This window comes from Actinoplanes sp. NPDC051411 (genome assembly GCF_040682075.1).
GTDB lineage: Bacteria > Actinomycetota > Actinomycetes > Mycobacteriales > Micromonosporaceae > Actinoplanes.
The window spans coordinates 54,367-76,982 of record NZ_JBFBAD010000012.1 but is presented as its reverse complement, the minus strand read 5'-3'; the positions used below and the strand labels follow the sequence as shown (position 1 = coordinate 76,982).

At 69.4% G+C, this 22,616-nt stretch carries 14 protein-coding genes and 1 pseudogene; 6 read left to right on the top strand and 9 right to left on the bottom strand.

Features of this window, described 5'->3' with window-relative positions:
• The first annotated feature begins 27 nt into the window (after positions 1-27).
• Positions 28-714, top strand: coding sequence for a hypothetical protein (locus tag AB0M88_RS09420; protein ID WP_364097955.1), 687 nt, complete (start codon positions 28-30; stop codon positions 712-714).
• Here AB0M88_RS09420 and AB0M88_RS09415 read toward each other — a convergent pair.
• The 6 genes and pseudogenes from AB0M88_RS09415 to AB0M88_RS09390 form a co-directional block, all read right to left on the bottom strand.
• Positions 693-2,444 carry an ABC transporter ATP-binding protein gene (locus tag AB0M88_RS09415; RefSeq protein ID WP_364097952.1) on the bottom strand — a complete coding sequence of 584 codons (1,752 nt, stop codon included), beginning with the start codon at positions 2,442-2,444 and terminating at the stop codon, positions 693-695. The two genes, AB0M88_RS09420 and AB0M88_RS09415, sit on opposite strands and share 22 nt — an antisense overlap.
• Positions 2,445-2,608: 164 nt before the next feature.
• Entirely contained in the window at positions 2,609-4,156 is a 1,548-nt protein-coding gene (locus AB0M88_RS09410; protein ID WP_364097949.1) for an amidohydrolase family protein, read from the bottom strand.
• 155 nt (positions 4,157-4,311) lie between these two features.
• Positions 4,312-5,877: a GGDEF domain-containing protein gene (locus tag AB0M88_RS09405; protein ID WP_364097946.1), complete on the bottom strand. Its 1,566-nt coding sequence runs from the start codon at positions 5,875-5,877 to the stop codon at positions 4,312-4,314.
• A gap of 81 nt (positions 5,878-5,958) precedes the next feature.
• Entirely contained in the window at positions 5,959-6,141 is a 183-nt protein-coding gene (locus tag AB0M88_RS09400) for a hypothetical protein (RefSeq protein WP_364097943.1), read from the bottom strand.
• A 150-nt stretch (positions 6,142-6,291) separates the two neighbouring features.
• A complete protein-coding gene (locus tag AB0M88_RS09395; protein ID WP_364097940.1) occupies positions 6,292-7,143 on the bottom strand; it encodes an SMP-30/gluconolactonase/LRE family protein in 852 nt (283 codons plus the stop codon).
• Positions 7,140-7,918 (bottom strand): annotated as a pseudogene (locus tag AB0M88_RS09390) (SDR family oxidoreductase). Before AB0M88_RS09390 ends, AB0M88_RS09395 begins: the two are co-directional and overlap by 4 nt.
• Positions 7,919-8,046: 128 nt before the next feature.
• Here AB0M88_RS09390 and AB0M88_RS09385 point away from each other — a divergent pair.
• Positions 8,047-9,177 (top strand): Zn-dependent alcohol dehydrogenase, encoded by a 1,131-nt coding sequence (locus tag AB0M88_RS09385; RefSeq protein ID WP_364097937.1) that lies wholly within the window; start codon positions 8,047-8,049, stop codon positions 9,175-9,177.
• A gap of 150 nt (positions 9,178-9,327) precedes the next feature.
• On the top strand, positions 9,328-12,174 hold the full coding sequence (locus AB0M88_RS09380; protein WP_364097934.1) for a hypothetical protein: 2,847 nt from the start codon (positions 9,328-9,330) through the stop codon (positions 12,172-12,174).
• A gap of 19 nt (positions 12,175-12,193) precedes the next feature.
• On the opposite strand, the gene AB0M88_RS09375 is transcribed toward AB0M88_RS09380, so the two are convergent.
• Positions 12,194-14,680, bottom strand: a complete 2,487-nt coding sequence (locus tag AB0M88_RS09375; RefSeq protein WP_364097932.1) for a X2-like carbohydrate binding domain-containing protein — start codon at positions 14,678-14,680, stop codon at positions 12,194-12,196.
• 217 nt (positions 14,681-14,897) lie between these two features.
• Here AB0M88_RS09375 and AB0M88_RS09370 point away from each other — a divergent pair, with 217 nt between their 5' ends.
• The 3 genes from AB0M88_RS09370 to AB0M88_RS09360 are packed head-to-tail and all read left to right on the top strand — an operon-like array spanning position 14,898 to position 18,587.
• Positions 14,898-15,956 (top strand): ABC transporter permease subunit, encoded by a 1,059-nt coding sequence (locus tag AB0M88_RS09370; protein ID WP_364097929.1) that lies wholly within the window; start codon positions 14,898-14,900, stop codon positions 15,954-15,956.
• Entirely contained in the window at positions 15,953-16,888 is a 936-nt protein-coding gene (locus AB0M88_RS09365) for a carbohydrate ABC transporter permease (protein ID WP_364097927.1), read from the top strand. The genes AB0M88_RS09370 and AB0M88_RS09365 overlap by 4 nt, the downstream gene beginning before the upstream one ends.
• A 25-nt stretch (positions 16,889-16,913) precedes the next feature.
• Positions 16,914-18,587: an ABC transporter substrate-binding protein gene (locus AB0M88_RS09360; protein WP_364097924.1), complete on the top strand. Its 1,674-nt coding sequence runs from the start codon at positions 16,914-16,916 to the stop codon at positions 18,585-18,587.
• 4 nt (positions 18,588-18,591) lie between these two features.
• Here AB0M88_RS09360 and AB0M88_RS09355 read toward each other — a convergent pair whose 3' ends face one another.
• Both AB0M88_RS09355 and AB0M88_RS09350 read right to left on the bottom strand, forming a co-directional pair.
• Entirely contained in the window at positions 18,592-20,103 is a 1,512-nt protein-coding gene (locus tag AB0M88_RS09355; protein ID WP_364097921.1) for a right-handed parallel beta-helix repeat-containing protein, read from the bottom strand.
• Positions 20,104-20,267: 164 nt separating this feature from the next.
• On the bottom strand, positions 20,268-22,538 hold the full coding sequence (locus AB0M88_RS09350; protein WP_364097918.1) for a glycoside hydrolase family 95 protein: 2,271 nt from the start codon (positions 22,536-22,538) through the stop codon (positions 20,268-20,270).
• Positions 22,539-22,616 lie beyond the last annotated feature (78 nt).

Genomic DNA, 22,616 nt, shown 5'->3' with positions numbered 1-22,616 from the left:
CTCTTTCTCTGGGGAACACCGAGGTCGATGTCGACGGCGTTCCTGCGGATGATGCTGGAACGCGGCGACCACGAGGTCTTCCACGAACCGTTCTCGAGCATCGTCGTGCAGGGACACACGATCGTCGGCGAACGCGTGGCGACCAGCCACGACGAGCTGCTGAAGCTGCTCGAGGAGCGCGCCGACGACCATCCGGTGTTCGTCAAGGAGACCACCGAGTACGACTATCTGACGACCGGCGGTGACCGCATCCCGTACGTCGGCCGGCACACGTTCATCGTCCGTGATCCGCGCCGGGTGATCCCGTCGCACTACGCGATGAACCCGGACATGGTCTGCGACGAGATCGGGTACGGCTACCAGGTGGAGATCGCGCGGCGAGTCCGCGAGGCGACCGGCGTACGGCCGTTCGTGGTCGAGGCCGAGGACCTGCTGACCGACGCGCGGGACACGGTCGAGCGCTACTGCCGGTACGCCGGCATACCGTTCCTGCCCTCGTCGCTGTCGTGGCAGCCCGGCGATCAGAAGGTCTGGAGCCGGACTTCGCAGTGGCACCGCGACGCGGCCGGCAGCTCGGCCTTCCAGCGTTCCGACCGCACATATGGGTCTACAGTAGACAATGACCGTTTCCTGTACGAGTGCTACTGGCACCACCGGCCGCACTACAACATGCTCCGCAAGTGGGCGCGCTCTCACGCCGTCAGCGCGGCGTAGAAGCCACCGATCGAGATCAGGGCGTCGTGGGTGCCCGCCTCCAGGATCCGGCCGCCGCGCATGACGACGATCTGGTCGGCGTCACGCACGGTGGACAACCGGTGGGCGATGGTGACCGTCGTACGCCCGCGCGCGAGCTCCTCGAGCGCTCGCTGCACCGCCCGCTCGGTCGAGTTGTCCAGGGCGCTGGTCGCCTCGTCCAGCACCAGGATCGGCGGATCGCGCAGCAGCGTCCGGGCGATGGCGATCCGCTGCTTCTCCCCGCCGGAGAACCGGTGCCCGCGCGAGCCCACGATGGTGTCGTAGCCCTCGGGCAACGCGACGATCACCTCGTGGACCTGCGCGGCCCGGGCGGCCCACTCCACCTGCTCGTCGGTGGCGTCCGGCCAGGCGTACCGCAGATTCTCCCGGACCGAGGCGTGCAGCAGGTACGTCTCCTGGCCCACCATGCCGACGACGCCGACCAGCTCGTTGAGCCGCAGCGCGCGCAGGTCGAAGCCGTCGACGGTGATCCGGCCCGCGGACGGGTCGTAGAGCCGCACGATCAACGCGGCCACCGTGCTCTTGCCCGAGCCGGTCTCGCCGACCAGCGCGAGCGAGGAGCCGGGCGGCACGTCCAGGGTGATGCCGCTGATCGCGGGTTCGTCGTTGCCGGGATAGGTGAAGCTCACGTCCTCGAACCGCAGGTGGCCGCGCACCGGCTGGGGCAGCCGGACCGGCAGGACGGGGTCGTCGACCTCGACCGGCAGGTCGAGGTATTCGAAGACGCGCGCGAACAGCGCCGTCGAGCTGGTCAGCGAGACGCCGACGTCGAGCAGGCCCATCATCGGCTGAAACAGCCGGGACTGCAGGCTGGTGAAGGCCACGACGGTGCCGATGGTCAGCGTGCCGGCGGCCGGCGGAAGGCCCGCGCTCAGATAGATGACGGCCGGGATCGCGGCGAAGATGATGTTCATGGAGGCGCCCCGCCAGCGGCCGGCCAGCTGCGAGCGCAGCTGCAGATCCACGAGCCGGGCCGACGAGCCGGCGAAGCGTTCGATCAGCGCCGGGCCGGTCCCCATGATCTTGCTGAGCTGCACCCCGCTGATCGACAGGCTCTCCTCGACGATCACGTTGAGGTCGGCGAGCTCGTGCTGCCGCTTCGCGGTGATCTCCTTGCGCATCTTCGCGACGCGACGGGCCAGGAAGAGCGCGGGGGGCAGCACGAGCACCGACACGAGGAAGAGCTGCCAGGACAACGCGAGCATGGCGACCGCCGTGGCGACGGCCGTCGTGAGGTTCGAGGCGATCGACGTGGCGGTCGAGGTGACGACCGCCTGCATGCCGCCGATGTCGTTGGTGATCCGCGACTGGATCTCGCCGGCCCGGGTGCGCGTGAAGAACGCCACCGACTGCCGGTGCAGATGGGTGAAGAGGTCCACCCGCAGCTGATGCATGACCCGCTGGCCGACCGCCGTGGCGATCCAGGTCTGCAGGAGACCGAACACGGCCGTGCAGACGGCGACCGCGACCAGCCCCGCCACCAGCCAGCTCAGCAACCTCAGGTTCTGGGCGGGCAGTGCCCGGTCGATGATCCCGCGCAGCAGAAAGGGCGTGGCCATGCCGACCAGTGATGACGCGACGATGATTCCCGTGACCGCCGCCAGCCGCGGCCAGTGTGGAGCGAGAAGGCCGCCGATGCGGCGCAGGGAGACCTCGGGCGCCTGTTTCGCGGCGGTGGAAACCTCCAAGACTGCGGACTCCTTCCCTGACCGGCTGCGTAGAGGCTACGGGGCGGCCCCGGCAGAATCGGAGTTCCACTGATGATTGTGAAATTGTTCGTACGAGTGCACATTTGGGGTGAACAGGTGTTCGCAGGTCACCTTGCGGCGACGGCCGCCCGGTGGCGAAGGGTTCAGACCGCGGTGCCGCGGCGAGCCGTGCCGTGGCAGGGGCAGCCGCGGTAGGCGACGGGAGCCGCGGCGGGCGGCTTCGGCTGCCGCGCCGCGGCCTCGACGTCGGCCAGCATCCGGGCGCGCGCCTCCGGGCCGATGAGCCGGCCGCGGACGAAGACGCTGTTGATGCGCGTCGTGTTGCGGATGTCGTGCAGCGGGTCGGCGTCGAGCAGCACCAGGTCGGCGACCGCGCCCCGGGCGATCACGCCCTGGTCGGGCCGGCCGAGGTAGCGCGCCGGGTGCAGCGTCGCGGCGGCGAGGGCGTCGATCGGCTGGAGGCCCGCTCGCACGAACAGCGCCAGCTCGTCGTGGAGGCTGAAGCCGGGCATGAGGTACGTCGTGCCGAGGTCGGTGCCGGTCATGAGCTGTACGCCGGCCGCGGCCAGGTCGGCGGTGAGGCCGAGACGGCGCTGGAAGAGGTCCCGCGACTGGGCGATCTGGGCCGGCGTACGGCCGGGCAGGTACAGGTTGTCGAGCGCCCAGTCCCAGTAGCCGATCATGTCGGCGCTGAAGTATCGGAAGCGCGGGTCGTGGCGGTCGATCCGCTCGGGCATGTCGTTGGTCTCGTGCAGCACGAGCGTGGGCGTCACGAAGGTGCCGTTGCGGGCGACGCGGCGGAACACCCGTTCGGCCTTGCGCCGGTCGTAGGTGCGGGCCGCGGCGTACTCGTACGGCTGCATCCGGTTGAACCAGCCGTTGTAGTCGCCGCCGGCGATCGGCACGGAGGTGACGCCGCGGCGCAGACGGTCCTCCTCGGCCGACGTGTCGTACCAGATCTCGAAGAGGTGCTCGACCGTGCGCATGCCGCGGTCGCTGGCCTCGGTCAGCTGGACGAAGTCGGGCACGTGGCCGAGGAACGGCAGCCCGGCCCGGGCCGACTCGTCGGCGATGGCCAGGAACGACTCCCGGGTCAGCCGGGTGTAGGTCTTGATGAAGGCGGCACCCGCCGCCTGCTGCTGCCGCACGGCGGCCCGGGCCTGCCCGGGGCCGGCCACCGACTGGTGTATCGACCCGTCCGGGTCCAGGCCGTCCCAGAGCGACGGTGCGCCGTCGATGATCTTGCTTCCGATTGACCATTGTGGACCGATCCGGGTGCCGGCGGCGATCTGCCGCTGCCACTCGCGTGCCTCGGCGCTGGCCGACATCTGCCGGGCGGTCGTGACGCCGTTGACCGCGTAGAGCTCGGGGTCGGTGTCGTCGATGCCGGTGGCGTGGTTGTGCATGTCGGCGAGGCCGGGGATGAGATATTTCCCGGAACCGTCGATGACCGTGGTGGCGTGCGACGCCGGCACCCGTTGCGCCGGGCCGGCGTCGAGGATGCGGTCGCCCTGGACGAGCACGGTCTGGTCGCGCCGGACGCCGCCGGCCGCGTCGATCACGGTCACGCCCCGCACCGCGACGAGCTCGCGGGCCGGCCGGCCGGAGTGGGCCCCGGCCGGCCGCGAAAGTCCGAATGCGGCGCCCGCGGCGCCGAGTGCCGTGCCGGTGAGGATGGTCCGACGCTGCATGAGCCTCTCCCTGTCTGGCTGTGCCGATGTCAGGGATCAGCCTGCTCGCGCGGGCCCGTGTGGACACTGGTGCTGGGCCCCGTTTCGAGGGGGGCCTACTACCCCCAAAGGCCGGGCGGGACGCCAGACAACCTGGGGCCACGGCGGTGTCGGTGCTAGCCGCTCGCCATGACCTGGTTGCGGCCGCCGCGCTTGGCCGCGTACAGGCATTCGTCGGCGCGGGCCAGCAGGTCGGGCATGGTGTCGTCGCCTCGCGGCGACGTGGTCACGCCGATGCTGGCGGTCACGGTGAGATCGCCGGTGAGCGGTCTCCAGGCGTACGCCTGCAGTCGGCGCCGCAGGCGCTCGCAGCGCTGGTGGGCCTCGCCGGCATCGACCCCCGGCAGGATCAGCAGGAATTCCTCGCCGCCCAGGCGGACCGTGATCGATGCGTCGTCGGTCGCGGCCTCGGCCAGCAGCGCGCTCACCTGCTTGAGCACCGCGTCGCCGGTGCTGTGCGACAGGGTGTCGTTGATGCGCTTGAAGTGGTCGAGGTCGATGATCGCGAGCGACACCGGCCGCCGCTCCAGGCGGGCCGAGCCGAGAATCGCCGGCAGTTTCTCGTTGAGGTACCGGCGGTTGTGGAGGCCGGTCAGCGCGTCCCGGTAGGCCATCTCACGGAAGCGCTCGTTGTCCTTGCGGGCCTCGGTCGCCTCGAACACCGTGTGCAGCGCGTGGGCGCGGGCTTCGCGCTGGATCGAGCGCAGCGAGGCGAAGACGGCGTGGAACGTGCGGTATTCCTCGTACGCCTCGCGGAACCTTCCGGTGTCCGCGAAGAAGGCGGCCCTCTCCTCGTGGGCCCGCATGCGCAGCGATTCCAGCCCACGTTCCTCGCACATCTGGAAAGCCGCGTCCAGGGCGGCCTCGGAGTCGGCGTACCGGCCGTCCAGCCGGCGGGCCTCGGCCAGGGTCAGCAGGCATTCGGCCAGCGCGTCGCCCTGGTCGCCCCGCACCGCCGACTTCTCGTGCAGGACCGGGCCCAGGAGCTCCTCGACCACGGCGTAGCGCCGCGACATCATTTCGACCCGGGCCACCGTGTCCAGTTCGTTGGCGGTGAAGGGGCGGCCGCAGTGCGCCAGGGTGTCGCGCATGCGGGCCACCAGCGCCCGTGCGCCCGCGTCGTCGTCGTTCTCGTAGGCGATGTAGGCGACGTTGTTGAGGGTGAAGAGCGCGAGCTCGAACTCGCCGACCGCGGTGGCCAGGTCGAGCGCCTCGCCGAACCGGCGGTGCGCCTCCTCGGCGGATCCGTTCTCGTCCAGGGCCACCGCCAGCGAGATCAGGTGCTGGGCCCGGAGCACCGGGGGAGCGTCGTCGGCGAGGTTCGCCACGCACTGCACCGCGTGCCGGAGCGCGTCCGCCAGGTCACCGATCTGGCGATGGAAGACGGCCATCTCACGGTGGGCGCGGGCGAGGAGGTTGGGGCTGTCGTTCACCACCGCCCAGTCGAGTACCCGGCGTGCCCGGTAGCCGCCCTCGGCGGAACGGCCCTCGCGCAGCAGGACGCCGCACTGCAGCAGCATCGCCCGGTGCTCGAGCTCGGCGTCGCCCAGCTCGACCGCCCTGAGCTCGGCCATGACCGCCGGTTCGTGCAGGGTGCGGAACTGCGACACGGACCGGCTCTCCAGCTCCGCGATCAGCTCGGCCAGGGCCGTGCGGTCCACGGGCGCGTCGATCGTCGTCACTGCCTCCACCCTCCCCGAGCGGCGGCCGGGCACCGGTGACCCGGGCCCGGCCGCTTGCCGACGTTCACGCTGCCGGTGGAATCAGTTCTGGTCGGCCTGCTTCGAAGGGGCCGGGAGCTTGGCCATGATCTTGCCGGCCTGATGCGTGGTGGAGGAGTTGCCCGACCCGCCGCCGAGGGCCGAACCGACGGCGCCGACCGTTCCGGCCGTCAGAGCGACGCCGGCCGCGAGTACGGCGAGGGTGGAGAAGATTCGGGAGCGCATTCTGTTCCTCCGTAGCGTAGGTGGGGGACCTGGAGCCAAGAATTCGCGGCCCCGGTTGCAGCCGAGGTGTCTTTCGGGTGCGAGAGGGTTGCCACGACTGCATCACGTATCCGCCGGCCACGCCGAGGGGGAACTGTGGACGGGCGACGCTCAGCCCGCGAAGGCGTACGGGCGGGCTCCCTCGACCCCGACATCGACCGCGAACACCGCACCGGCCCCGGATTCCGCCTCGTTGCCCAGGCCGTCCCGCGACGTGGTGATGAAGAGCGTGGTGCCGTCGCCGAAGGTGCAGGCGGTGGTCTGCCGGGCCGGCACGGAGATCCGCTCGGTCAGGGTGCCGTCGCTCGAGTACCGGTGGATCGCGCCGCCGCCCCACAGGGCCACCCAGACGCCACCCTCGGCGTCCAGGGCCATCCCGTCCGGCTGGCCCTGCGCGGGGTCGATGGTCGCCAGGGTCTCGCGCTCGCCGAAGGTGCCCGCGTCCGGGTCGAAGGCGTACCGGTCGACCCGGCCGGTCGGCGTGTCGTTGTAGCACACGTGGTGGCCGTCGGCCGGCCACTGGACGCCGTTGGAGATGGTCACGCCGGTCAGCACCCGGTGCACGGTCAGGTCGGGGTCGAGCCGGTAGAGCACGCCGGCGCCGGGCGTCATCGCGTACGCCATCGTGCCGCAGTAGAACCGGCCCTGCGGGTCGCAGCCGCCGTCGTTCATCCGGACCGCCGGGTCGTCGAACGCCGCGACCGGCGGCCCGTCGGGCGTGAAGTCGGCCGTGTAGCGCTGGAATCCGCGTTCGGTGGCCAGCACGTAACCGCCGGACTCCCGGGCCCGGATCGCCGCTGCCACGCCGCCCACCTCGTACCGGGAAAGGGTGCCGTCAGGCACCACCGCGACCACCGCCCCGGCCAGCATGTCGACCACCAGGAGCCGGCCGGCCGCCGCGTCCCAGAAGGGGCCTTCGCCATGTTCGGTGACCACCTCGGTCACCTGCCGTGCCGTCGTCACATCCAACCGCCGTCCACAATCCACTGCTGCGCCGTGCACGACCGGGAGTCATCGGCCGCCAGCCACAGCATCATCCGGGCCACATCTTCCGGGTACAGCTTGCCCGGCAGACACTGGTTGCGCACGATGGAGGCCTCCGCTTCCGGGGTCACCCAGTGGGCCAGCTGCTTCTCGGTCATGATCCAGCCGGGGATGATGCAGTTGACGCGGATCTGCCACGGGCCGAACTCGCGGGCCAGGGTGTGGGTCAGGCCTTCGATGCCGGCCTTCGCCGTGATGTACGCCGGGAGTTCGAGCAGGTCGATGTGCGCGCTGATCGAGCCCAGATTGATGATCGACCCGCCGCCGGCGTCGCGCATGCCGGGTGCCACCGCCTGGGCGGCGAAGAAGTGGTGCCGGACGTTGACCGCCATCCGGTCGTCCCACAACGCGACGTCGAACTCGTCGACCCGGTACCGCCGGTCGTCGGCGGCGTTGTTCACCAGCACCCGGACCGGGCCGAAGCGGTCGGCCGCGCGGCCAGCGCGGCCCGCAGAGCGGGAATGTCCCGGACGTCGCACGGCCGGAACAGGGTGTCCTCGCCGAGCTCCCGCTGCAGGGCCGCGCCGCGGTCCTCGTCGATGTCGACGAACGCCACCCGCGCGCCTTGACCGGCGAGCTGCCGCACGAACTCCTCGCCCAGCCCCGACGCGCCACCGCTGACAAACACGACCCGGTCCCGCAGCGACGGATAGGATGCGAATTCTCCACGGTCCTTGGAAATGTTTCGTGACATGTGCGCTCTCTTGACCCTCGACAATTGGCCCTCGTATGCTCCCGTCGACGGCGACATTTTCGCAAGTGTTACGAAAACTTTCTGGATGGGTGAGACGGTTGGCTCCTTTCCCGTACGGCCGTAGCCCGATGACCAGGCGCATCCGGGCCGCGGTCCTCGAGCGGCCGGGCGCCGCCCTCGCCATCGAGGAACTGGACCTGGCCGACCCGGCCCGCGACGAGGTGCTGGTCCGGATCGACGCGGCCGGGGTCTGCCACAGCGACTACCACTACCTCACCGGCGACCTGCCCAGCCGGATGCCGGTGGTGCCGGGGCACGAGGGCGCGGGCGAGGTCGTCGCGGTCGGGTCGGATGTCACCGCCGTACGCCCGGGGGACATGGTCGGCCTGATGTGGCGGCCGCGCTGCGGGCGGTGCCGGTACTGCCTCACCGGACGGCCGGCGCTGTGCCAGTCCGGCGCCATCCACGCCGCGTCCGGCGGCCTGCAGGACGGGACCACCCGCCTGAGCCGGCCCGACGGGACGACCGTGCACCACCTGATGGGCGTCTCCTGCTTCGCCGAATACGCGATCGTCTCCGAACGAGCCGTGGTGCCCATCCCGCCGGGGGTGCCCGCCGACGTCGCCGCCATCACCGGCTGCGCGGTCATCACCGGCGTCGGCACCGTGCTCAACGCGATCGGACCGTGCGCCGGCCAGGGCCTGGTGGTCTTCGGCGCGGGCGGAGTCGGCCTGTCCGTCGTGATGGGGGCGGTGCTGGCCGGGGCGTACCCGATCGTCGCGGTCGACATGGTCACCGAGCGGCTGGAGGCCGCCACCCGGCTCGGCGCGACGCACGTGGTGCGCGCCGGCTCCTCGTCGGCCGAGGTGGCCGCGGAACTCGCCGACATCGCCCCCGACGGATTCGACTACGCCGTCGAGGCGATCGGGCGACCGGCCACCCTGCGGCAGGGCTTCGACGCACTGCGACCGGGCGGCACGCTGGTGGCGATCGGGCTCGGCCCGGCCGGTCAGGAGCTGAGCCTGCCGTTGAACGCGCTGGTGCAGCGGGAGCGCCGGGTGGTCGGCAGTCTCTACGGGTCGTCCAACCCCCAGGTGGACGTACCGAAGTTGCTGTCGCTGTACCAGGCCGGGCGCCTGCCCATCGACCAACTCGTCGGAACGCACTATCCGCTGGACCGGATCGACGACGCGGTGAGCGACCTGATCGGCGGCGCGGTCGGCCGCGGAATCATCGTCCCGGCCTACAGCGCCTCGTAGCCGCCCGGCGACCGCGGCCGGCCACCGGGCCGGCGGCGGTTCTGGTCAGCCCTTGACAGCCGATTCAAGAGGGCGGACTCTCGTGTCGAGATAACGTTATCTCGACCTCCGCATGGACATCCCCACTGCTCTCGAGAAGAGGTCAGATCCATGGCGCTCAAAAAACGTCTCAGCCTCATCGCGGTCGCCGTGGTCGCCGGTGCGACCGCGACCGTCGCGGCGTCTTCGCCCGCCCGGGCCGACTCCGTCACGGCCGGCCAGGCCTGGCGCGTCGTCCAGCAGTACACCGGCGTCTGGACCAGTCCGCCGACCACCCTGACCAACGGCGAGACGACCGACGCCCCGCTGCTCGGCAACGGTGACATCGGCGTCGCGGTCGGCGGATCGATCTCGAACCAGACGCTCTACCTCGGCAAGAACGACTTCTTCTCCGGCTCGAGCCACGCGATCAGGCCACTCGGCCGGATCGCGCTCATCGCCCCCGCGCTGGCCGGATCGTCCTACCGCGTCGTGCAGGACATCGCGCACGCCGAGGTCCGTGGCACCTATGCCCTGGGATCCCAGACGCTGAACACCGTCAGTTGGGTGGACGCCAACTCCGGCCTGGTGGTCACCTCGTTCACCCTGACCGGCGGAGCCGCGCTCAGCATCGGCATCGCTCTGCAGAACGGATCCGGCGGTGCGCCGAGCACCTCGACCACCGGAAACGATCTGGACGCCGACGTGGCCGCGGACACCGGCACCGGCAGCGACCCGCATGCCCGGATCGCCGCCCGCACGATCGGACAGTCCCAGTCGATCTCCGGAAACCGCATCACGCTGACCATCCAGCCGGGCGGCACCTCGACCCTGGTCGCCGGCATCGTCTCCAGCATCGACAGCGCCTCCTGGCAGGCCGGCGCCGACGCGCTGGTCAGCGGTCTCGCCCAGGCCGATGTCGGCATCCGCAACACCGCGCACCGCTCGTGGTGGCAGACCTACTGGTCGCGGTCGTACGTCGAGATCCCGGACAATGCGGTCGAGAAGAGCTGGTACGGGTCGCTCTATCTGCTCGCGTGCGTGTCCCGGTCGGGCAAGACCGCGCCCGGCCTGTGGGGCAACTGGATCACCGGCAACATGAACTGGAACGGCGACTTCCACACCAACTACAACTACGAGACGCCGTTCTACGCCGCGCTTTCCACCAACCACGTGACGCAGATGGCCGCGTACGACCGGCCGGTCCTCGACTGGCAGTCGGCCGGCCAGTCGCTGGCCGCCCAGAACGGCTTCACCGGCGTGCTCTACCCGGTCGGCCTGTCGCCCAAGGGAACCAGCGCCGACATGAACCTGCACAACCAGAAGTCGAACGCGGCCAACCTCGCCAGCGACATGGTGATGCGCTACGAGTACACCCACGACACCGGCTACGCGAACACCGTCTACCCGTGGCTCAAGCAGGCCGGCCTGTTCTGGCAGAACTACCTGACCTTCGACTCGGTGCGCAACCGGTACGTCATCACCAACGACGCCCCGCACGAGGACCAGAGCTACCCCCAGACCAACAGCGGCATGTCACTCGGGCTGGTACACCTGCTGTTCCAGGGCCTCATCGACATGAGCACCGCACTGAACCAGGACACGACCACCCGCGCCACGTGGCAGAACATCGCCGCGCACCTCAGCGGCCTGCCGACGATGACGCTGAACGGCGCGACGATCCTGCGGGAGACCGAGGCCGGGTCGGATTTCATCAACGACGGCAACGACATCGACGCCCAGGCGATCTACCCCGGCAGCCTGATCGGCCTGGACAGCGACGCGACGCAGCTGCAGACCGCCCGTAACACCATCGGCGCGCTGACCAACGCCTGGCACGGCGGCAACGCGCCGGCGACCTTCTACGCCGCGGCGGCCCGCGTCGGCTACAACCCCGGCACCATCTTGTCCAATTTGGACAACGAGGCCACCGCGCAGAGCTTCGCCAACATGGCCGTCCACCACAACGGCGGAGGCATCGAAAACCTCAACGTCACCACCTCCGGCCTCGACGAGATGCTGATGCAGTCGTTCCAGAACGACATCAAGGTGTTCGCGGACTGGCCGGCGAACACCAGCGCGAAGTTCGGCGACCTGCTCGCCTACGGCAACTTCCTGATCTCCAGCAGCCGAGCCGGCAACGCGGTGCAGTACATCCGGGCGGTCAGCCAGAACGGCGGCAACTTCACCTTCACCAACCCCTGGCCCGCCAACGTCGAGGTGTACCGCAACGGCACCGACACCGGAACCGTCTCCGGTTCGAAGATCACCCTCTCGACCGCGGCGAACGACACCCTGGACCTCGCGCCGGCGGGAACCTCCCTCGCGACCATCCAGGGCGCACTGACCCAACCGCTCTCCGGCACGTCCGGCGGGGGGTCCAGCAGCGCGTTCAGCTCCGGCTTTGAGCCCGGCGACCCGACGCCGAGCTGGACCGACACCGTCGACACCGCCGCAGGCGGCCAATCCGGCGTCACCGGCATCTGCTGCGGTCTCTCCGCCCCCGAAGCCGCCGTCCGCAGCGGCGAGACGGCGCATTCCGGCGGCAGCGCGCTGATGTATTCAGGGTCCGGGCAGGGCGGCGGCAACACGCACGCCTATCTGAAAACCTACGACCTCAGCGGCTCGCCACTTGCCATCGGCACCGGCAGGACCCTGAGCTACTGGATCTACCCGCAGAGCAACGCCACCAGCGCCTGGGTCTCGGCCGGCTCGAACAACAGCACCTGCGTCGCGGTCGACCTGGCTTTCACCGATGGCAGCACGCTGCGCGACTCGGGCGCCCTCGACCAGCACGGGAATCGTGCTCATCCGGCCTTCCAATGCGGGCACCTGACCCTCGACGCCTGGAACCTGGTCAGCGTCAACCTGGCCACCGACAACGCCGACAAGCAGGTCAACCGCATCCTCATCGGCTACGACCACCCGAATGCGACCGGAGGCTACCGCGGCTACATCGACGACCTGACCCTCAGCTGACAGCGCCGCCCGGCCCGGATCATCGAGTGGTGTACCGGATGACGTCGGTACGCATGACGCCACCGGACACCTTGACCGCTGTGAAGGTGTGCCGGCCGTTCCTCAGACCGGAGACGCTGAATGCCGTCTGTTGCGTTGCGCGGACGGGGCTGTGGGTGTCGACGGTTCGCGCGAGCCTGCCGTCGAGGTAGACGTTCACGAGCCCCTGATCCGGTGCGCCGGCGGTGATCCAGTCGACGCCGGTGCCAGTGAACGTGTACGAGACCCCGTCACCGTTGCGGGTTGTGGCGTGGACGTCGTCCAAGTAGTCGCCGCGGAACGCGAAATCCAGCTGGGTGGTGCCGGCCGGAAGGCCGCTGAGGTAGGCCGGGCGCAGGGTCACGGTCGAGCCCGACCGGGTGTAGTCCGTGCCCGGCCGGAGTGCCGTCGCGCCGTTGGAGACGCCGGTGAGCTCGCTGCCGTCGCGTCCGAGCCTCACCGGTACATCTGATGGCGCCTTCTTGTCGAACGACGCCGCCGGCGGGTCGATCAGGCTCGGTTGGAGTACGTCGATCCGGTCGAGCAGCATGTAGGAGCCGGACTTCTTGACCGCCCGCAGCGTGTGGCTCCCGTCCGGCAGGTCGTTCACCGTGAAGACGGTCTGCTGGGCGAGGCGCGGTTTCCCCGGCTCTCGTCCGGTGTCGACGGTCTTCACGAGCCGGCCGTCGAGGTAGATGTCGACGTTGCCCTGGGAGGAGTCCATTTCGGTGAGGTAGGAGACTCCGGTGCCCTGGAAGGTGTATTCGAAGGCGTCGCCGTCGCGTTCGGTGTAGTGCACGCCGTCGCCGTAGTCGCCGAGGCCGCGGCCGGTGCTGGCCGACCACGATCCCACGTACGTGATGCTCTGGTCGGTGTCGTCGTGGCTGATCGTGCGGACCGGGCCGGCGGTCGACGGCGGGGTGGTGGTGCCGGTGTCGGTGACGGTCAGGGCGAGAGGCTGCGACGTGGCGGCGACCTCGTTCCCGCCGTTGCGGGTCCAGGCGCCCTGGTAGGAGACGCGCAGGGCGTCATCGTTGACGGCGACGGCCGCGCCGCGCTGCGGCGTCACCCTGAGCAGGCGTACGCCGTGGATCGGGACGTCCGCGGCGGTGAACCGGCCGGTGAAGCGGCCGAGGTCCGTGCGGGCCCAGAGGTCGCGTACGGTCGCGGCGCCGGTCAGTCCGAGGTCGGAGAAGTTCGCGGTGATGTCCTTGTCGGTCCGGCCGAGGTTGAACAGCGCGACGGTGTAGCTGCCGTCGGCGTTGAGGGCGTACCAGACCTGCTGTTGTGCCGACGTGGAGACCGGGCGGGCCGGGGTTCCGGCCTGGTCGACCGCGATCACCTCCGGGTTGGTGACCAGGCTGAGGCCGTACGGGTCGAGGTTGGTCAGGTCGTTGCCCAGATAGAGGGGCGCGGCCGAGACCGCCCAGAGCGTCGTCGCGGTACGCCGTTCGTCGCGGGTGAGGCCGTCCATGCTGCCGTTGCCGACGTCGAGCGAGTCGAGGTCGTTCCAGCCGCCGTTTTCGCCGTTGCGCCACCAGGTCGCGGTGTCCGGGAAGAGCCGGGCGATGTTCGCCCATTGGGTGAGCGCGTCGTTGGCGCAGTAGCACTCGACGTCCCATTCGATCCGCCAGCCGTTCGCCTGGGACCGCCAGTAGCCGGCGAACGCGGGGTCGACGGCCCAGGACAGCTCGAACCAGATCCGGTGGGCCTTGAGCGCCGTCGACCAGGCGGCGACGTCGTCGCGGGCATCGAGCGACCGGTCGCTCACGCCGGAGCCCGGTGTGACGCTGTCGAACTTGACGAAGTTGACGCCCCACTCGGCGAAGAGGTCGGCGATCGAGTCGATGTACTTCTGCGAGCAGGGGTTCGAGAAATCGATCCGGTAACCGATGTGCCAGTAGTCGGAGGGCTGGGCCGGCTGTTTGACGATGTCGTGGGTGGTGCAGCCGGGCGCGCCCGCGATCGGCAGGCTCGCGTCGTACACGGCCGGGGCGATGCCCGGGATCATGTAGACCCCGAACTTCTGGCCGTTGGCGTGGACGTGGTCGATGACCTTTTGCAGGCCTTGCGGGTAGAGCGTGGTGCTGGGCTTCGGCCGGCCGTTGCCGTCGACGCCGTCGTTCCACCCGGCGTCGACGTTGATGTAGTCGTAGCCGTACTTCTGCAGCTTGGCGTGCATCGCGTCGGACTGCTTGAGGAGCTGGTCGGCCGTGATCCACTTACCGTTGCCGGAGTAGACCTGCATGCTGTAGCTGCTCCAGCCCATGTAGGGCTTCCGGGCCCACGGGTCGGGCGTCAGGGCGTCCACTGTGGAGGTCGACGCTGTGGAGGTCGGCGCCGTAGAGGCGGTCGGCGGGGCCGAGGCGGCGCGGGCGGGCGGTGGGCTCGGCTTCGGGCCGGTGGCGGCCTGGGCCGGACAGGCGCTCGCGCCCAGGAGTAAGAGCATCGCGGCGCCGAGGACGGCCGCGGAATGAGTTGACCTCAACGTCGAACCTCCGGGAGCGGGGTGTGGGTTTGTCGGCCAGCGCGGCGGTGTCGCCCCCGGCGAACATGGCCGAAAGGTAGGCCAGCAGCTCACGGAAATCAATACTTGACGAAGGAAATTATTGAGCTTAGGTTTCGCCCATGTTTCCGGAGATCGAGGCCGGCTTCTCGGCCCGATCATATAGGATATAGGAGGTAATGGCCGTGAGGTCGCTGTCATGTACCCCTGGACCGCCTACCCCTGGACCGTCTCTCCCTGGACCGGCCGGCCCGAGGCGGGCCGCCTGATGGCGACGTTGTCGCGCGCGCCCGAACGGGCCGCCGTCCCGGCCCGGGCCGCCGGCGCGGTCGTGCGCCGGCCCGGCCGGTGGATCCAGGCGAAGCGGTCGTGGCGGATGCACTGGCAGCTGTACCTGCTGGTCAGCGTGCCGCTGGCCTACTTCGTCATCTTCAAGTACATCCCGATGACCTTCAATGTCATCGCCTTCAAGGACTACAGCCCCGTGCTGGGCGCGTGGGGCAGCGAGTGGGTCGGCCTGCAGAACTTCCACACGCTGTTCAGCAACCCGGTCTTCGGCACGCTGCTGAAGAACACCATCCTGCTGGCCTTCTACCTGCTGCTGGCGAGCTTCCCGGTGCCGCTGCTGCTGGCGCTGGCGCTGAACGAGATCCGTAACGGCTGGTTCAAGAAGACCGTGCAGATGGTGACCTACGCGCCCTACTTCATCTCCACCGTCGTGGTGGTGTCGATGACGATCCTGCTGCTCTCGCCCCGGATCGGCATCGTGAACCAGGGGCTCGGTGCGCTCGGGGTCGACCCGATCAACTTCCTCGGCGACCCGCGCTACTTCCGGCACATCTACGTGTGGACCGACGTCTGGCAGACCGCCGGGTACGCCGCCGTCATCTACCTCGCCGCGCTCTCCGGCATCGACCCGGCGCTGCACGAGTCGGCCAAGATCGACGGGGCCAGCCGGCTGCAGCGCATCCGCAACGTCGACCTACCCGGGATCATGCCGACCGCGGTCGTCATGCTGGTGCTGGGCGTCGGAAACATGATGGCGATCGGCTTCGAGAAGGCCTATCTGCTGCAGAACAATCTGAATCTCGCGCAGTCCGAAATCATCCCGACCTACGTCTACAAGACCGGTCTGATCAACGCCGACTTCAGCATGGCCACCGCCGTCGGCCTGTTCAACTCGGTGGTCAATCTCTGCCTGCTGCTGGCGGTCAACTTCGTGGCCAAGCGGGTCACCGGGAACGGATTGTGGCGATGACGACCCTCACTTTTGTCTCCCGGCTGCGGAGTCGTCGCCCAGCGGCGGTGAAGATCCGCGAACCGTTCGGCGACCGGATTTTCATGATCGTCGTCAAGGTCATGCTGGGCGTCGGGCTGATTCTGGTGCTGCTGCCGCTGGTCTACATCGTCGCGAGCTCGTTCAGCAGCGCGGACGCCGTCAACTCGGGCCGGGTGACGTTCTGGCCGGTGGATTTCTCGCTGGAGGCGTACCGGTCGCTTCTGAAGAACTCGGACGTCCTGACCGGGTACTACAACTCGCTGATCTACGCCGTCGCCGGCACCGCGATCAGCGTCACCCTGACCGTGGCCATCGCGTATCCGTTGTCCCGCAAGACCTTCTTCGGGCGCAACATGCTGATGACGCTGCTCATCTTCACCATGCTGTTCTCGGGCGGCCTGATCCCGACCTACATGGTCGTGCACGACCTCGGCATGCTGGACACCCGCTGGGCCCTACTGATCCCGAACGCGATCGGCGTCTGGCAGGTGATCATCGCCCGGACGTTCTTCGCCAACTCGATTCCGGACGAGCTGTACGAGGCGGCGATGCTCGACGGGGCGAGCGAACTGAGGGTGCTGCGGTCGGTGGTCCTGCCGCTGTCCAAGCCGCTGCTGGCCGTCCTCGCCCTGATGTACACGATTTACCAGTGGAACACCTATTTCGACGCCCTGGTGTACCTCCGAGATCCCGATCTGTATCCGCTGCAGATCGTGTTGCGCAACATCCTCATTCTCAACACCACCCGGACCGGCGCCACCGACCTGGCCACACAAATGCATCAGATTCAGCTGGCCAACGTTCTCAAGTACGCCCTCATCGTCGTTTCCAGTCTGCCCGTACTCAGCATCTACCCATTCGTCGCGCGCCATTTCACCAAGGGCGTGATGGTGGGCGCGGTCAAAGGCTGAAGGGTTCTCACGAAATGGAACAATCATGAAATCACCATCCTCCCGGACCAAGGTCGTCGCGGCTGCGGCGGTAACCGCGTTGCTGGCGGCGGGCTGCTCCTCCAGCGGCAAGGACGATGCCCCCAAGGCCAAGATGGACGGCGACAAGGTCGTCATCTCGGTGCTGTCCCCGGCCGACGAGGACACCAAGCTCGACACCAACGCGGTCACCAAGCTGCTCAGCGACAAATACAAGATCTCGTTCCGGTTCCAGACCACGACCATGGACGGCGCCCCGGCGCAGCAGAAGCGCCAGCTCGCGATCTCCAGCGGCGACTACCCCGATCTGTTCCTGCTGATCCCGTGGGTCGACGCGTTCACCAAGACCGACGTCCAGAAGCTCGGCAAGCAGGGCGTCGCCGTACCGCTGGACGACCTGATCAAGCAGTACGCGCCGGACGTGCAGAACGCGCTGGACACCAACCCGGTGCTCAAGGCGATCGCGACGGCGCCGGACGGGCACATCTACGCCATGCCGCAGTGGTCCGACTGCTACCACTGCTCGTACCCGAACAAGCTCTGGATCAACTCGGCGTGGTTGAAGAAGCTCAACCTGCAGATGCCCAAGACCACCGAGGACCTGCGGAAGGTCCTGGAGGCGTTCAAGACCCGGGACCCGAACGGCAACGGCAAGGCCGACGAGATCGCGATGTCGACCGACACGCAGGACAGCCGGCTCATCGGCTACCTGATGAACGCGTTCGCCTACGCTCCGTACGGCGGAAACAACGGCATGCCGTCCCTGCTGGCGCTCAACGGTGACACCGTGACCACCCCGGTCGACAAGCCCGAGTGGCGCGAGGGCCTCAAGTACATCAACTCGCTCTACAAGGAAGGCCTGATCGACCCGGGCTCGTTCACCCAGAACCCCGAGGCGCTGCAGACCATCGGCAACAACCCGAAGGCGGTCGAGCTCGGCACGGTGCCCGTGCTCTGGCCCGGCATCTTCGTCCAGCTCGGCTCCAAGGACGGCCGGGACAAGCAGTACGACGCGGTCCCGCCGCTGACCGGTCCCGAGGGCAAGAGCTACTCCACGTACGACAACGCGAGCACGGTCGGCTACACCTTCATGCTGACCAACAAGTCGAGCAAGGAGGCGCGGATCGCCGCGGTCAAGATGCTCGACTACTTCTACACCGACGAGGGGTCGACCATCGCCAACAACGGGCCCGAGGGAACCGGCTGGGTCAAGCCCGCCGCCGGCGACGTCGCGCTCGACACGAGCGTGAAGCCGACGTGGAAGCCGACGCCGCAGGCCGACCAGGCGAAGAACATCAGCTGGAACGCGCTGAGCCAGTACGACCTCACGCTGGCCCGCCGCAACGCCGAGGCCGTGCCGATGGACATCTACGCCGAGACCGGTCTCGAGCGGCGGCTGTTCCAGGCCACTCAGCAGTACGAGCCGCACGCCGACAAGGCGCAAGTCTTCCCGTCCGGACAGATCTGGGGCGACCCGACCACGGCCACCGAGCTGGGGACGCTGCAGACCAATCTGCAGAGCTACGTCGACCAGGGGGAGCTGGCGTTCATCACCGGCACCAAGAACATCGACACCGACTGGGACAGCTGGGTGCAAGGCCTCGACGGCCTCGGCATGAAGCGTTACCTGCAGCTGAACCAGCAGGCGTACGACCAGTACAAGAAGTCCGCCACCAAGTAGACGATCACTCGACCACGATGCCGGAGCAGCCGCGGAACACGACCAGCGGCTGCTCCCGCTCGTCGGGACCGTTGACGACGTTGCCGGTGAAGCGCAGGCCGCCCACGCTCCGGGCGTCGAGGACGGTGACGTCGCCGATGTCGAAGGTGTTGTCCTCGATCACGATGCCGCGGTGCACGGGGACCGCGGGATCCACGACCTGGACGGCCGGGTCGACGAAGATGACCGGGCCGGCGGGCCGGGTGAACGAGTTGCCGCGGATCGTCACGTCGGTGACCGCTCCGGATTCGTACCACCCGGAGGCGTCGGCCGAGATGTAGACGCTCGCCATCGGCAGGCCGTCGAAGCGGTTGCCCGTGATCAGCACCGGCTTGGGCGTGGTCACGAGAACCCCGCGGGTCGGCACGTTGCGGAAGACGTTGCCGGCGACGAGGACCGACGGCGTGTACGTGAGGTTCTCCGCCACCGTGCCACCGACCGTGAGGCCGGCCGGCACCGGCCGGTCGAACGTGACCGTCATCGTGGTCAGCGGCCGGGAGCCGCCGACCGCGGTGACGATCCCCGGCTCGCCCGGGAGCGGCCGCATCGTGCGCTTGTCGACGAACGCCACCTCGTCGCCGGGGTGGAACGGCAGGAAACCGGCCGTCTCCGGATGCTTGAAGGCCAGTGTCAGGGCCGCCGGACCCGGTTGGCCGACGACCTCGAGGTACGTCCCGTGGATGTTGATCGGGTCGTCGTGCGGTCCGTCGAACAGGCAGCCGGTGACGGCGACCCGGCCCTTGACGCCCGACATCTGCACGTGGTCGGCGAACGACGAGGTCGTGCGGCCGGACGCCGGGTCGGGCGCGAAGTTCACCCGGTCGATCGTGATGTCCTCGCAGAACTGCCCGACGACCCCGAACCCCTGCAGGTGGTACGCGTTGAGCGCGCGCAGCGTGACGTTCGCCGACTCCGACAGGAACACGCCCGGCTCGGTCCGGTCGGTAAGCCGCATCTGGTAGACCAGCCCGGCGTCGTGCGGGGGCGTCGCGCCCGTGTAGTCGACGCGGATCCGCCGGCCGCCCAGGTCGGTGACGGCGGCGACGCCGGTGAACAGCGGATTGTCCGCGCGCCAGGTGCGCGCCGCAGCCGGGTCGTGGATCTGCGTGTACTCCAGGCCGTCGGTCCCGGACCAGTACGGCTTCCCGTTCGCCGGACTGGTCTCGCCGAGCCAGACGACGTGGCCGCCGTCGATCCGGTACGGGCTGCCCGCGGGGACGGACAGGACCCGCCAGGCCTGGCCGCCGCTGACGCCGGCCTCGGCGACCGTGACATCGACGACCTTGGGCGCGGCGTAGTCGAAGGAGAAGTTCGTGAACGTCACGTTCGCCGATCGGATCGCCGCGAACGCCGTCTGCAGCCCGTGGTAGACCAGCCGGGCGCCGCCGCCGTCGACGGTGACGTCCCGCATGTCCTCGACGAGCAGGCCGATCCGCTTGTGCCGGTACCGCTGATCGGTGCCGACGGTGTTGGACACGTACAGCTCGCGGGTTTCGGCGTGCTCGGGGTACAGCTGATACGTGCCGCGGGAGAAAACGATCTCGACGGGACCGTGCAGCGTCCGGGCGTACCGGAGCGCGGCGGCGACCGCGGGCGCCGAATCGGCCCGCCCGGCCGGGTCGGCTCCGAACGCGTCGATCTTCAGCCGGTGAATGTGAACTCCTCTGCCGGTTCCCAGGTGACGTCGGTGACGGTGCCGCGGTAGCGGATGCGTCCCCGGGTGGCGCCGGCGGAGCGGATCCGGGCCTCCCGCAACTGTCCGTCGTCCCACATCAGGTCCACGGTGAAGCCGCCGCGGGCGCGCAGTCCGCGAACCGAGCCCCGGCGCCAGGCCCGGGGAAGTGCGGGCAGCAGCTCGATCTCCCCGCCGTCGGACTGCAGCAGCATCTCGCAGACGGCGCCGGTGGCGCCGGCGTTGCCGTCGAAGGAGTAGATGTTCTGCGGGGCACCGGCGATGCCACCGGCCGAGTAGCTGAGCAGGTTGGCCTCGCTCGCGTCGGTGATCAGCCGGGTGAGATGGACGAGCGCCTGATCGCCGTCGAGCAGGCGGGCGTAGAAGGCGGCGAAGTTGGCCTCCACCCACTCCGTCTGTTCCCACCCGGGCGCTTGTTGCCGGCGTTCGAGCGTGACCACGGCGGCTCGGGCCAGCTCCGGGGTTCCGCGCGGGGTGATCTGCCGCTCCGGGAACACCGCGCACAGGTGGGCGGTGTGCCGATGGGCGGGATCCGCCTCCTCGAAGTCACCCAGCCACTCCTGCAGCTGGCCGTGGCGTCCGATCCGGAACGGGGACAACCGCTCCCGGGCGGCGGCGACGCGCTCGCGCAGCTCGGAGTCGACGCCGAGAATCGCGGCGGCCCGGCCGCAGATCCGCAGGATCGCCTCGGCGAAGACCCGGTCGGCGGTGTTGCCCATCGCGACCGAGCACGGCGTCCCGTCCGGCGCCAGGTACCAGTTCTCCGGTGACTCGGAGGGCCCGGCCACGAGCCGGCCCTCGGCCGGCTCGGGCACCAGGTAGGAGAGGAGGAACAGCGCCGCGTCCCGCAGGACCGGGTACGCCTGCTCGCGCAGATAGTCCTCGTCGGGCTGGTATTCGTAGTGTTCCCACAGCTGCAGGGCGATCCAGGCCCCGCCGGTGACGTTCAGGCCCCAGCCGATCCCGTTACCGGGCGCGGTGTAGCCCCAGGCGTTGGCGACCGTGTGGGCGACCCAGCCGTCGGCGCCGTACATCTGCCGCGCCGTCTCGCGCCCGGTCTCGGCGAGCCGCCGGACGAACCGGATCAGCGGAGCGTGGCACTCGGCGAGATTGGCCGGCTCGGCGGCCCAGTAGTTCTGCTGGGTGTTGATGTCGAGGTGGAAGTCGTCGGTCCAGCCCGAGGTGCTGGCGAGCCCGTCGTTCCACACGCCCTGCAACGCCAGCGGCAGGGGAGAGTCCGCCCGGGATCCGGCGACGGTGAGGTAGCGGCCGTACTGGAAATACAGGGCGATCAGGTCGTCGTCCCGCTCACCCTGGGTGAGACGCTTCCGGCGTACGTCGGTGGGCAGCGCGACCGGATCGCCGAGGTCGATCGACACCCGGCCCATCAGCCGCCGGTGGTCCTCGACATGGGCGGTACGCAGCGTCTCGTAGCCGGCCGCGGCGGCCGCGGCGACGAGCGTCTCCGCGCGCCCGGCCGGGTCCTCGCCGGCCCAGTCGGTGCCGGCGGCCACCAGCACGACGACCGCGTCCGCGCCGGTGACCACGATCAGGTCGCCGTCGCGTCGCAGCGTTCCGCCCTCGACCTCGAACCGGGCGCGGATCTCGACCTCGGTTCCCTGTTCCCCGTCGCTGTGCCGGGACTCGACGGCGCGGCCCCGGAAGGCGACGCCGGTCTCGGTGGTCGTGGTCGCGCCGGGCAGCACGGTGTCGTCCAGGGTGGCCGTGAAGCTGACGGCACCGGGGCGGTCGGCGGTGAGGCGCATCGCGATCACGCCGTGCGGGTGGGAGGCGAAGACCTCGCGTACGTAATGGTTTTGATCTTGATCGAAATCGACGCGGACGATGCCGGTGTCCAGGTCGAGCTCGCGCCGATAGTTCCGGGCCGCGTCGCCGGCGAACTCGAGCCGCAGGCGGGGGAGGGGCATGTTGGTGCCGAACGAGGACATGCGGCCGGGCAGGTGCTCCGCCGCGAGCCGCTGGGCGGCCGCGGCCCGGCCGGCGAACAGCAGCCGTCGTATCTCCGGCAGTTCGCGGAGCGCGGTCGGGCTCACATCGGTGTCCGACGGCGCCCCGGACCACGCGGTCGACTCGGACAGGCGCACGGTCTCGGTGCCGACACCTCCGAAGACCATGCCGCCGAGCCGGCCGTTGCCGATCGGCAATGCCTCGAACCAGCGCGCGGCCGGCCGGTCGTAGAACAGAACGCTGGACGCCATGGATCCTCGGAGATGATCGTGGGAGGGTGGCCGTTGAGTGCGCCGAGCGTAAGTGGGCGTTCTCGGCTAAATCAATAC